Raw genomic sequence first — 12450 nt, forward strand, 5'->3', positions numbered from 1 at the left:
AACGACGTGTTCACCGCCCAGGAATGGCCGACGGCCACTGCTGACGTGACATGCCGAACCGTGGCGTCCCTGCCCTGCCGGGCCGGAAACCCTGATCTGTGGTTCGCCGAGAGCCCGAACGACCTCGAGCAGGCCAAGCAACTGTGCGCGTCCTGCCCGATCCGCAAGGGCTGCCTGACCGCGGCCATCGACCGCGCCGAGCCGTGGGGTGTCTGGGGTGGCGAGATCTTCGACCAGGGTGTCGTGATCGCCCGCAAGCGCCCGCGTGGCCGTCCGCGCAAGGTCGCGATCCCGGCATGAACCCCGGAAAAGGCCTGTACCGCAAACGAACCGCTCACCGAGTCCTGGTGAGCGGTTCGTTTGTCTCTGCGGTTGTTCGCGGGCGGGCCGGGGCTAGGACGCGCGTTCGGCGCGGAAACCGGGGACCCAGGTGCGGACCAGGTTCATGAAGCCGAGTTCCGCGTCGAGCTGGGCCAGGATGCCGACCGAACCGCCGAGCACCCGGAAGATCGTCAGGTACTCGGCCGGAAGCTGGAGGGCGCGTGCGGTTTTCATCTCGGGGCTGGTGAACTCCGAGGCCTTGCCCGCGACCCGCTGCATCCAGGAGCGGGTGAAGTGGAAGGTGTCGGTGCGGATCGGGTCGCTGAACGGGCGCAGGTACGCCTCGATCTCTTCGTGGGTGACCGTGCGGCCCGGGATCACCCAGCCGTGCTGGTAGAGCAGTTCGGTGAGCGCGGCGTGGTCCTCCGCGACGGCCAGGGCCAGCATCCGGCCCAGGACCACGGGGAACCCGTCCGGCATCGGCGCGCAGGCGCCGAAATCGAGCACGGCCAGCCTGCCGTCGGTGAGCACGAGGAAATTGCCCGGGTGCGGGTCGCCGTGCAGCAGGCCGACCCGCTCCGGGGAGGAGAAGTGGAAGGTGCCCATCAGTTCGGCGATCCGGTTGCGCTGCGCCCGTGTGCCTTCCGGGTCGGCCGCGCCCGCGGCGATGAGCGCCGAGACCGGGGTGCCGTCGAGCCATTCGGTGACGATCACCTTCGGGGCACCCGCGACCACCCGTGGCACCACGATCTGCGCGTGGCCGTCGAAGGCGGCGGCGAAGCGGCGCTGGTTGGCGGCCTCGATGCGATAGTCGAGCTCCTCCTCGGTGCGCTCGGTGATCTCGGCGAGCAGCGGCTTCACATCGGCGCCGGGGATCACCGAGGACAGCAGACCGGTCATCCGCGACAGCGTCTTGAGATCGGCGCGCAGCGCCTCGTCGGCGCCCGGGTACTGCACCTTCACCGCGACCGCGCGCCCGTCCGACCACACCGCCCGGTGCACCTGGCCGATGCTGGCCGAGGCGGCCGGGGTGTCGTCGAAGGACTCGAAGCGCTCGCGCCATTTGGTGCCGAGTTGCTGGTCAAGCACCCGGTGCACCGTCTCGGCGGGCATCGGCGGCGCGGCGGCCTGCAGCTTGGTGAGTGCCTCGCGGTAGTGCTCGCCGAACTCCTCCGGGACCGCGGCCTCCATCACGCTCAGCGCCTGGCCGAACTTCATCGCGCCGCCCTTGAGCTCGCCGAGCACGGTGAACAGCTGTTCGGCGGCCTTCTGGTTCAGCGTGGCGTTGATCTGCTGCTTGTCACCCCCGACCAGCTTCTTGCCGAAACCGACGGCGGCTCGTCCGGCAATACCGAGCGGAATCTTGGCCAACTTGGCATTGCGGCTGGAACTGCGGCGCACGATCTCGGACACGCTACCCATCATGGCCGAACTTGCCGCTGGTGTGCCATAAGAATGCTCACACCGTGCGGTGTGAGTCCTCACCGGCCCGCGTCCGATTCCGGTGTGGTCAGGGTGCGGCAGCCGCAGTCGGGATGCGGTGGCCAGGGGCGTCGGTGCACCTCGTGGGTGTCGAGGTTCAGCTCCATCGTGGCGTCGAGCGTGCCCGGGTCCTGGCGGGGTGAACAGGCGACGATCGTCTCCAGCTCGCCCAGCGCCAGCGCAGTGGTGGCCGCGATCCCGGCCGGTGAGGCGTGCCCGGTGCGGCCGAGCAGCTGGGCGGCCAGGTGCGGCCAGTCGGCGTCGAACCCGGTGCGGGTGAGATCGGCGCAGCGCAGGCAACTGGTCCGGCCCGGCAGGACCAGCGGGCCGACCACACCGATGCCGTCGCGGATCCGGACCTGCAGGTGCGGTACCCGGCGCAGCACCAGGTCCACCGACAGGCGCGGGTCGACCATCAGCGCGTCGGTGAGGACCACCAGGTTGCACCCCGCCCCGACCGCGGTGCCGGGCCGGTACTCCCGGGATCGGGTCGGCCGGATGCCCATGCGCCGCACACCGATCGTCACCGCGTCCGACAGCGGCCCGAGCCCGTGCACGGCGACACCGCGCACCGTGCCCTGTTTGCGCTCTGGTTGCAGCAGCAGCCCGGCCTCGTCGATCGCGCTGACCAGGGCGACGGTGCGCGCGGGCGCGATACCGAATTCGCCGGCCCGCCAGACGATCTGGGGCATCGACTGCAAGCCGTCGAGCAGGCGAAGGAAGGCCAGGACGGTGCCGGTGTCGAGTTCGGTGGTCTCGAGCAGCAGCGCTCGCTCCGGGTCCCACCCCAGCTGCACGGTCCCGGAGGGCCGAACCAGGGTGATCACCCGCGGGTGCAACATCGGTCCGCGCAGTGGCGTCGTGGTCGTCATGGCGCAAGTATCGGCTCGCGCCGACGGCCGACCGGGCGTGGAAAGCCTGGTTATCCACAGGTTTTCGGCGTGTCGCGATCGTGGAATCAGCCTGTGGACAACTCGCGTCCCGCAGGTCGTGACGGGGTTTCCCGGAGCGCGACACTCCGGAAAGCGTGTCGCGCCACCACGATTCGCAGATTTTCCGCGGTCGTGGTGGCGCGAGAGCTCAGATCAGGACTGATCGGCGTCGGGATCGGTCTTGCCGCGCTCGGCCTCGTCGCGCTCGCGGGCCTCGGTCTCGGCCAGCTGGGCCAGCGGGTCGTCGAAAGCGCCGGTGCCGCCGCCGAGTACGGAGTCGATGAACCCGGCGGGGGAGTCGAGGTCGCTGGAGTCGGGGAGCAGGTCGGGGTGCGCCCACACGCCGTCGCGGCGTTCCATGTCCGCGTCGGTGGTGAGACGCCGCCACAGCGCCGCGGCCTCGCGGACCTTGCGCGGACGCAACTCCAGGCCGACCAGGGTCGCGAAGGTCTGCTCGGCGGGCCCGCCGGTGGCGCGGCGGCGGCGCAGCGTCTCCGAGAGCGCGCCCGCGCCGGGCAGCCGCTCGCCGACGGCATCGGTGACCACCACGTCGACCCAGCCCTCGATCAGCGCGAGCAGGGTTTCCAGGCGCTCGAGCGCCTGCTTCTGCTCCGGTGTGGTCTGCGGCTCGAAGGTGCCCTGCGACAGCAGTTCCTCGAGCTTGGACGGGTCGCTCAGCGACATCGGGTCGATGTTCTGCGCGGCTTCCTCCAGCGCGGAGAAGTCCATCTTGATGCCGCGCGCGTAGTCCTCGACCGCGCCGAGCACCTGCTGGCGCAGCCACGGCACGTGCGCGAACAGCCGCTGGTGGGCGGCCTCCCTGGCCGCCAGGAAGACCATGATCTCGCTCTCGGGCTGCTCGAGCCCCTCGCTGAACGCCGAGATCGCGGTCGGCAGCAGCGCGGCGGTACCGGCCGGGCCGAGCGGCAGGCCGATGTCGGTGGAGGTCAGCACCTCCTTGGCCAGCTGACCGAGCGCCTGACCGAGCTGGGAGCCGAACGCCAGCCCGCCCATCTGCCCGAGCATGCCGACCATCGGCCCGGCGAACTGCTTGGCTTCCTCGGGCAGCTGGGCGGTCCACATGCCCGAGATCTGCTCGGCGACCGGATCGCACAGGCGCTTCCAGGTGGGCAGGGTCTCTTCGATCCAGTCGTTGGCCGTCCAGGCGACAGTCCTGGTCGCGCCGGCGGGCAGCGTGGTGGCGCCGTCGAGCCACAGCTCGGCCAGGTGCGCCGCGTCGGTCACCGCGGAGGTCGTCTTCGCCGTGATAGGCGCGACGGTGGCACCGAGCTGCTGGCGAGCCAGCCGCTTGGCCACGTCGTAGTTGACCGGCCCGGCCTGCGCGCCGCCGGGGCCCGCCTGGCCCATGCCGCTGATCATCTGCCCGAGCTGGGTCAGCATCTGCCCCAGCTGCGACGGGTCGAAACCGCCCGCGCCCGCAGCTCCGAACCCGAACGGATCGTTTCCGCCGGGGCCGTTCGCCTCGTCGCGCCGCTTACCGGACTCGTCGTCGTCGCGGTTCGAGAAGCCGAAGGGGAGATCGCTCATACCTCATACGTTACGCGGACACCAGGGGGCCACGGTGTTCGCGCATCGCGAAATCGATCCGGCCGCACAGCCGGTAAATGCGTGCCACTGCCGTCGGTGGCGGCCGGTGATCACTACTGTGGTCGGAGTGAATCGTCGGATCCTCACCCTGATCGTGGCCCTGGTACCCGTGCTCGTGCTCGGTGTGGTCGGCAGCGTGGTCACCGTGCCGTTCGTCGCGCTCGGGCCGGGGCCGACCTTCGACACTCTCGGCGAGGTGGACGGCAAGCAGGTGGTGGACGTCACGGGCGCACCCCTGGATCCGACGAGCGGGCACCTCAATATGACGACGGTCTCGGTCCGCGACGGGCTGAACCTGTTCGAGGCGTTCGGCTTCTGGGTCAGCGGCGAGCACGGCCTGGTCCCGCGCGCCGAGGTCTACCCGCCCGGTGTGTCGCGCGAGGAGGTCGACAAGTCCAACCAGCAGGACTTCAAGGACTCCGAGAGCAACGCCGAGGTCGCCGCGTTGCACTACCTGAAGCTGCCGACGGTCGTGCTGGTGCGCGGACTCGGCGAGAACGGCCCGGCCAAGGACGTGCTGCAGGTCGGCGACGAGCTGATCAGCATCGACGGCACGCCGATCACCACGCCCAAGGACGTCATCGACCTGGTCTCCACCAAGGGGCCGGGCACCACCATCACCGTCGTCTACCGCCGTGGCGACGCGCAGCAGAGCACGCCGATCACCCTCGCGCCCCGTCCCGACGACTCGACCAAGGGCTATCTCGGCATCACGCCCGGTGAGGGCGGTCGTCCGCCGCTGCAGGTCGAGTTCAACCTCGCCGATATCGGTGGGCCGTCGGCCGGGCTGATGTTCAGCCTGGCCCTGATCGACAAGCTCTCGCCCGGTGAACTCAACGGCGGCCGGTTCGTCGCCGGGACCGGCACCATCGACCAGGAGGGCAAGGTCGGTCCGATCGGCGGCATCCAGTACAAGATGATCGCCGCCCGCGAGGCGGGTGCCGAGACCTTCCTGGTCCCGGCCGACAACTGCAACGAGGCCAGGCAGCGCGCCCCGGAGGGGCTGCGCCTGGTGCGGGTCGACACGCTCGACAGCGCGGTGACCTCGCTGGCCGACATCGACGCCGGCCGCGAGGCCGTCAGCTGCGGCTGATCACTCCAGCGTGTGGTGCAGGGCCTCGACCAGGCCCGGCGCCAGATTCGGGTAGGTGCGCAGGTCGAGATCGCCGAAGCCGTCGTCGTCCTCGGGGCGGATCTGCAGCAGGCACAGCGACGTGCCCTGGCGCAGCACGCCGGCGATGAGCCGGGCGTCGCGGCGACCCGGGTGGGCGTGCGCCGCGGCGCGCCCGGCCGCGTCGGCGGCGTCGTCGTCGGCGAGCAGCGGGACGAGCGCCTCGTCGAGATCGCTCTCGGCGTCCGGCGGGAGCACCACGATCTCCTGGACGAGCACGCAGCCCTCGACGGCGGGCGGCCAGGTGGTGGTCGCGAGGAATTCGTCGAGCGCCATCGACCCGCCGGTGATGTCGTCGGGGAAGGCTTCCTGCGCGATGGGGGTGAGCTCGCTGCCGTCGTCGAGCTGATCCTCGAGATCGGGTTCGGCCGCGACCAGGTCGGCGGTCGGCACCAGGGCGAACATCTGCGGCGGGTTACCCCAGCCCTCGGCGTCGGCGAACTCGACGACCTCGCGCACACAGCGGGCGAGGACGACTTCGGCGTGCTGGTCATCGGTCACCCGCCCATCCAATCATTTTCGGCCCAGACGCTTGCACGGTGTCCGATTTCCGTAGAGTGGGCGCCAACGGTCCGGCAACGGACCATCCGCAACATCGGACTGCGGTGCTGCGCCGATCACCGGCGTGGTAGCCGCCGGACCCTTGGAGAGTGGCACCGTGGGCATGCGGCCCCCCACCGGTTTACCTTCGTTGTCCCGACGCAGCCGGGTGCTGCTGGTGACAGCAGTCGTCCTCGCGGCGCTGTTGCTGCTCGGGCCACGGCTCACCGACGCCTACACCAACTGGCTGTGGTTCGGTGAGGTCGGCTACCGCAGCGTGTACCTGGGCGTGCTGCGCACGCGGTTGATCCTGTTCGTCGTGGTCGCGGTGTTCGTCGGCCTCGTGGTGTGGGCCGCGCTGCTGCTGGCCTACCGGTCGCGGCCGGTGTTCGTGCCCGTCGCCGGGCCCAACGATCCGATCGCGCGCTACCGCACCACCGTGATGGGCAGGCTGCGGCTGTTCGGCGTCGGCATCCCGGTGCTGCTCGGTCTGCTGTCGGGCCTGGTCGCGCAGTCGAATTGGGCGACCGTGCAGCTGTTCCTGCACGGCGGTGAGTTCGGCCAGCAGGACCCGCAGTTCCATCTCGACATCGGCTTCTACACCTTCGATCTGCCGTTCTACCGGATGGTGCTGAACTGGCTGTTCGTCGCCGTGGTGATCGCCTTCTTCGCGAACCTGGTGACCCACTACGTGTTCGGCGGGCTGCGGCTGGCCGGGCGTGAGGGCACGCTGACCAGGGCCGCGCGCGTGCAGCTCGCCGTCATCGCCGGAATCTTCGTGCTGCTCAAGGCCGTCGCGTACTGGTTCGACCGCTACGACCTGCTGTCGAGCACCCGCAAGGAGCCGACGTTCGGCGGCCCGTCGTACACCGACATCAACGCGGTGCTGCCCGCGAAGCTGATCCTGCTCTCGATCGCGGTGATCTGCGCGATCGCGTTCTTCGCCGGCATCGTGCTGCGTGATCTGCGGGTGCCCGCGATGGCGGCGGCCCTGCTGGTGCTCTCCTCGATCCTGGTCGGCGCCGTGTGGCCGATGGTGGTCGAGCAGTTCTCGGTGCGCCCGAACGCCGCCGACAAGGAGAGCCCCTATATCGAGCGCAACATCCTGGCGACGCGCCAGGCGTACGGCATCACCGACGACAAGGTCGAGTATCAGGACTATCAGGGCGAGAGCAAGAAGAGCCCGCTCGAGGTGCCCGCGGACGCGGCGACCATCGGCAACGCCCGGCTGCTCGACCCGAACATCCTCTCGCCCACCTTCACCCAGCTGCAGCAGCGGAAGAACTTCTACGGGTTCCCCGAGTCGCTCGACATCGACCGCTACACCCTCGGCGGCGACACCCAGGACTACATCGTCGCCGCGCGCGAGCTGCATCCGGAAGCGCTCTCGGGCAACCAGAAGGACTGGATCAACCAGCACACCGTCTACACCCACGGCAACGGCTTCGTCGCCGCGCCGGCCAACCGGGTGAACAAGCCGCAGTCCGACGCGCCGAGCGTGGTCGGCGGCAGTGACTCCGGCTATCCGCTGTTCATGGTGAGCGACCTGTTCACCAAGGTGGACGACCAGCAGATCAAGGTCGACCAGCCGCGCATCTACTACGGCGAGCTGATCGCCCAGTCCGATCCCGACTACGCCATCGTCGGCGCCGCCGACGGCCAGGCGCCGCGCGAGTACGACTCCGACCAGGCCTCCTACACCTATGAGGGCAGCGGCGGCGTGCCGATCGGCAACTGGTTCAACCGCCTGGCCTTCGCGGCCAAGTACGCCGAGCGCAACATCCTGTTCTCCTCGGCGATCAGCGACGACTCCAAGATCCTGTTCAACCGCGGTCCGCGCGAGCGGGTGCAGAAGGTCGCGCCGTGGCTGACCACCGACGGCAACGCCTACCCGGCGGTCATCGACAAGCGCATCGTCTGGATCGTCGACGCGTACACCACGCTGGACAAGTACCCCTACGCCCAGCCGACCTCGCTCGACGGCGCGGTCGAGGACAGCATCGACAAGAAGACCGGGCGCGTCATCCCGCGCAAGGAGGTCAGCTACATCCGCAACTCGGTGAAGGCCACCGTCGACGCCTACGACGGCACCGTCACCCTGTACGAGACCGACACCACCGACCCGGTCCTCAAGGCCTGGCGCGGGGTGTTCCCGAACGCGGTGAAGCCGCAGAGCGACATCACGCCGGAGCTGCAGGCGCACTTCCGCTACCCGGAGGACCTGTTCAAGGTCCAGCGCGACATGCTCACCAAGTACCACGTGGACAACCCGCGCGAGTTCTTCACCAACAACGCGTTCTGGTCGGTCCCCAGCGATCCCACGATCGAGGGCGGCACCTTCAACCAGCCGCCGTACTACGTGCTGCTGGGTGATCCGAAGACGAACAAGCCGGTGTTCAACCTGACCTCGGCGATGGTCGGCTACAACCGGCAGTTCCTGTCGGCCTACATCTCGGTGCGCTCCGACCCCGACGGGTACGGCAAGTTCACCGTGTTGCAGCTGCCGGTGGAGACGCAGACCCAGGGTCCGCAGCAGACCCAGAACTCGATGACCACCGCCGACGCGGTGTCGCGGGAGAAGACCCTGCTGTCGAACTCCAACAAGATCCGCTACGGCAATCTGCTCACGCTGCCGGTGGCCGACGGCGGCATCCTCTACGTGGAGCCGTTCTACAACGAACGCAACACCGGGTCATCGACGTTCCCGCAGCTGCTGCGCGTGCTGGTGAGCTACCGCGACGCGGCGGGCAGCGTGAAGGTCGGCTACGCGGCGACGCTGGCCGAGGCGCTGAACCAGGTCATGCCGGGTGCCGGCGCGCTGGCGACGCCGTTCGGTGGCGATCCGGCGGTCAAGCCGAAGCCGGGCGTCACCCCGCCGGTCGACCAGGGCACCACCACCCCGCCGAACGGGAGCACGACCCCGCCCGCCGGGACCACCACCCCGCCGGGGTCGACCGCCCAGGAGGCCGCGGCCGCCGAGCTCAGCCGCAAGATCGAGGCGGTGCGCACGGCGATGCGGACGGGCAACTTCACCGATTTCGGTAGGGCGCTCGAGGAACTGGACGCCGCGGTGAAGGCGTACCAGGACGCCGGCGGCCGGTAGCCGACCGCACGACAGCACAAGAAAGGCCCCGCCGGACGGCGGGGCCTTTCTTGTGCAAGGGGAACGGTGGATCAGCCGCCGATCGAGGCGATCAGCGGGGCACTGGCGTTGAGCAGGTCCTGGTACTGACCCGCGACGCCGTACTGGTCGGCCAGGGCCTGACCCGCGGCCTTGGCCTGGTCGACAGCGGACTGGACCTCGGTCTTGGTCTGCGCGGGCAGCTCGACGGCGGGCTCCTCGACCACGGCGGGCTCGGGCTCGGAGGTGCCGGCCTGCAGGTAGCGGCCGCAGTGCGGCCACGCGCCGACACCCTGGCTGGCGAGCACGTTCTCCGCGACGCGGATCTGCTCTTCCTTGCTGGCGTTGTGCGCCGACCCCTGGCCACCGTTGGCGGCCCAGGTGCTCTGCGAGAACTGCAGGCCACCGTAGTAGCCGTTACCGGTGTTGATACCCCAGTTGCCACCGCTCTCGCACTGCGCGACACCGTCCCAGTTGTGGTTCGCGGCGGAGGCGGTGCCGGTGGCCAGGCTGAACGGAACGGCAACCAGGGCGCCGGTGATGGCGGCGACGCCAAGGGCACGGGTGCGGAATTTCCGGGTCTCAGTCATGGGGGAGACGCTAACGAAGAAATCCATGACGATCACATCTTGATAACGAGACAATTGTATGAATGAAATAGCCGTCTTACCAATGTTTACGCTGCATAGCGCGGGGGAATGCCTAGATCCCGGTCGGTCTGTTATTGGTCCGTTATGTGCGTGAGATCACGTCGAAATAGTGACCCCCGTCACGGGAATTCGGCCTGGCGCGCCGGGTGGCGGGTAGGTATGACGCCGGTCACATCTCTGGGTTTCGCGTTGCTCCGGCCGTCGCCGAAGATCGCGGGCAACTGCCCGAAAACCGGCGCTGACCTGACGATTTGGCATCCGAGCTAACCCGTGTGTAATGTTGTATTCACCGACGCGGGGTGGAGCAGCTCGGTAGCTCGCTGGGCTCATAACCCAGAGGTCGCAGGTTCAAATCCTGTCCCCGCTACAAAGAAAAGGCCCGGAACCACCAGGTTCCGGGCCTTTTGCGTTGCCTGCGGGGGCTGGTCGCGCATCGGTCGATCCCGGCCGTCAGGGCGTGCGGTCTCGGTACGGCCGGGGTGCTCTCGCGCGGCGGCGCTGGGCGGGGGCGATGCGGCGATTCGCTGACTCGGCAGGACAATTTCGCCGATTCCCCCCATGCTGGACGGGTGACCAACTAGCTTGGGCGCCAACGTTCACTGGGCAGTATCGGGGTTCCGCCATGGCAGACAGATCGACATCCCTTCGCACTCGCGCCGGCGAGCTGCTCCGCTCGCGCCGGGCAGCGGGACCGCTGCGCGTGCTCGTCGTGCTGTTCCTGGTGGTGCCGTCGCTGATCTCGGCGGTCTACATGTGGATCATGTGGGACCCGGAGCTGTATCTGAAGCAGATCCCGGTGGCCGTCGCCAGCGACGACATCGGCGGCGTCTCCGACGGCAAGGCCCAGAACATGGGTACCGAGATCCTCGATACCCTGGTGTCCGGCGGAGAGCTGAAGTTCCATCGGGTCAGCAGCGCCGAAGCTGTGCAGGGTTTGCGCGAGAGCCGCTACGCCTTCTCCGTCGTCATCCCCGCGGACTTCACCCGCAATGTACTGAGCGTGACCGACCCCGTGCCGCAGCGCGCGCGAATCGCGGTCTGGTACAACGATTTCAACGGAACCCTCGGTCCCGCTGTCGCCAACAGCGTGATCGCCGACGCCCGGCACCAGATCGCCGCCACCATCGGCCGTGGCTACGCCTCGCAGGTGCTGGTCGGCGTCAACAGCCTGGGCGCCGGCATCGGCGAGGCGTCGCAGGGCGCGACGCAGCTGGCGCAGGGCACCGCCCAGCTCGCCGACGGCTCCGGCCAACTCTCGGCCGGTCTCGACGAGGCCGCTCTCGGCGCGTCCCAGCTGGTGGCGGGCGCCCGCGAACTCCACGCGGGCACCGTGCAACTCGCCGGCGGTGCCGACGAATTGGTGAGCGGCACCGATCAGCTCGGCACCGGCGCGACCCAGATCCGCGACGGCGTCGACCAGATCATCACGCCCCTGCTCGACGCTCTCGCGCCCGCCGGACAACTCGCGACCCAGCTGAACCCGCTGCTCGACGAGCTGAGCAGGAACGCCGACCCGGCCCTGGCCGACGCCGCTGTCCAGCTGAAGGACCTGCTCGGGCAGGTCGGCCCCACCGACCCCGATTCGCTGGTCGGCCAGCTCGCCCAATTGCGCGACGGCACCGCGGAACTGGCTCGCCAGCTCACCGACCCCACGGCCGAATACCGCGCCGGTGTCCTGGCCCTCGCCGATGGCTCCGGGCAACTCCGCGACGGCGCGGGCGAACTCGGTGCCGGCGCCGCCGAACTCTCCACCGGCCTCGGTCAGCTCGCCGCCGGTGGCCGTGAACTCCGCGACGGCGCCACCCAGCTGGACGACGGTGCGGCACAGCTCGACAGCGGGCTCCGCGACGGCGCCACCGCCGCCCCGCACATCGCCGACCCCACCGCCTCCGCGGACGTGATCGCCGGGCCCGTCACCATGGATGTCCACAACCAGGAGCCGAGCCAGCTGGTGCGCGGCGGTGACCGCAGCCACAAGGAGATCGCCGGCGGCGCGGGTCCCGTCCTGGTGGTCATGGGGGCGTTCCTGGCCGCCATCGTGCTCTGGATGTTGGTGCGCCCGCGGCGTGGCGTCGCGACCGGCGCCACCCTGTGGCGGCGCACCGCCGTACCGCTGCTGCGCGGCTCCGCGGTCGGCGCGGTGGGCGTCATCGTGCTGACCGCGCTGGCCGCCGGCTACGGCAGTTCGGCGGGCTGGTCGCCCGAGCGGTGGCCGGTCATGGCGGCCGTGATCGTCCTGGTCGGCGCGGTGGCCGCGGTCACCACGCAACTGTTCATCGTGGTGTTCGGCCGTGTCACCGGCTCGATCGCCGCCTTCGCCTTCTACATGTTCCAGATCTTCGCCTTCGGCGGCGTGTTCCCCGCGGGCACGACCCCGCCCGCGTTCCGCCCCTTCACCGACATCGCCCCGATGACCTTCGCCCGCCGTGCCGTCATCCGCGCCGACATCGCCCTCTACGACACCATGTTCTGGACCTCGATCGCCGTCCTGATCGCCATGCTCGTGACGGCCTTCGCCGCGATGCTGGTCGCCCGCCACCTCGCCACCACTTCCGCACCCTCCGCGCCGGAGCCGGCCCCGGCGTGAAATCCGCGCCCGATCGGGCGATGGGATGCTTCCTCCGG

Annotated in this window: 9 protein-coding genes and 1 tRNA gene; 5 read left to right on the forward strand and 5 right to left on the reverse strand. The window is 69.5% G+C overall.

Going from position 1 to position 12450, the window contains the following annotated elements:
• The first annotated feature begins 6 nt into the window (after window positions 1–6).
• Complete coding sequence (locus ACFYWJ_RS12520; RefSeq protein ID WP_378822946.1) at window positions 7–300, forward strand: WhiB family transcriptional regulator; 294 nt, start codon at window positions 7–9, stop codon at window positions 298–300.
• Between the two features lie 93 nt (window positions 301–393).
• Here the strand turns inward: ACFYWJ_RS12520 and ACFYWJ_RS12525 are convergent, their stop codons facing one another.
• The 3 genes from ACFYWJ_RS12525 to ACFYWJ_RS12535 form a co-directional block, all read right to left on the reverse strand.
• Window positions 394–1743 (reverse strand): ABC1 kinase family protein, encoded by a 1350-nt coding sequence (locus ACFYWJ_RS12525; RefSeq protein ID WP_387164693.1) that lies wholly within the window; start codon window positions 1741–1743, stop codon window positions 394–396.
• A 59-nt stretch (window positions 1744–1802) separates the two neighbouring features.
• Complete coding sequence (locus tag ACFYWJ_RS12530; protein WP_355280765.1) at window positions 1803–2675, reverse strand: TOMM precursor leader peptide-binding protein; 873 nt, start codon at window positions 2673–2675, stop codon at window positions 1803–1805.
• Between the two features lie 213 nt (window positions 2676–2888).
• On the reverse strand, window positions 2889–4283 hold the full coding sequence (locus ACFYWJ_RS12535) for a zinc-dependent metalloprotease (protein ID WP_355280766.1): 1395 nt from the start codon (window positions 4281–4283) through the stop codon (window positions 2889–2891).
• A 127-nt stretch (window positions 4284–4410) separates the two neighbouring features.
• On the opposite strand from ACFYWJ_RS12535, the gene ACFYWJ_RS12540 reads away from it, so the two are divergent.
• Window positions 4411–5436 (forward strand): PDZ domain-containing protein, encoded by a 1026-nt coding sequence (locus tag ACFYWJ_RS12540; protein WP_355280768.1) that lies wholly within the window; start codon window positions 4411–4413, stop codon window positions 5434–5436.
• Here the strand turns inward: ACFYWJ_RS12540 and ACFYWJ_RS12545 are convergent, their stop codons facing one another.
• Window positions 5437–6015 carry a PPA1309 family protein gene (locus ACFYWJ_RS12545; protein ID WP_355280770.1) on the reverse strand — a complete coding sequence of 193 codons (579 nt, stop codon included), beginning with the start codon at window positions 6013–6015 and terminating at the stop codon, window positions 5437–5439.
• 157 nt (window positions 6016–6172) lie between these two features.
• On the opposite strand from ACFYWJ_RS12545, the gene ACFYWJ_RS12550 reads away from it, so the two are divergent.
• Window positions 6173–9157: a UPF0182 family protein gene (locus tag ACFYWJ_RS12550; protein WP_355280771.1), complete on the forward strand. Its 2985-nt coding sequence runs from the start codon at window positions 6173–6175 to the stop codon at window positions 9155–9157.
• Window positions 9158–9228: 71 nt separating this feature from the next.
• Here the strand turns inward: ACFYWJ_RS12550 and ACFYWJ_RS12555 are convergent, their stop codons facing one another.
• Window positions 9229–9765, reverse strand: coding sequence for a transglycosylase family protein (locus ACFYWJ_RS12555; RefSeq protein WP_355280773.1), 537 nt, complete (start codon window positions 9763–9765; stop codon window positions 9229–9231).
• A gap of 353 nt (window positions 9766–10118) precedes the next feature.
• Here ACFYWJ_RS12555 and ACFYWJ_RS12560 point away from each other — a divergent pair.
• A tRNA-Met gene (locus ACFYWJ_RS12560) sits at window positions 10119–10192 on the forward strand.
• Window positions 10193–10447: 255 nt separating this feature from the next.
• On the forward strand, window positions 10448–12412 hold the full coding sequence (locus ACFYWJ_RS12565) for a YhgE/Pip family protein (protein ID WP_355280775.1): 1965 nt from the start codon (window positions 10448–10450) through the stop codon (window positions 12410–12412).
• Window positions 12413–12450: the final 38 nt, after the last annotated feature.

The sequence above is a fragment of the Nocardia sp. NPDC003269 genome, assembly GCF_042888005.1.
Taxonomy (GTDB): Bacteria; Actinomycetota; Actinomycetes; order Mycobacteriales; family Mycobacteriaceae; genus Nocardia.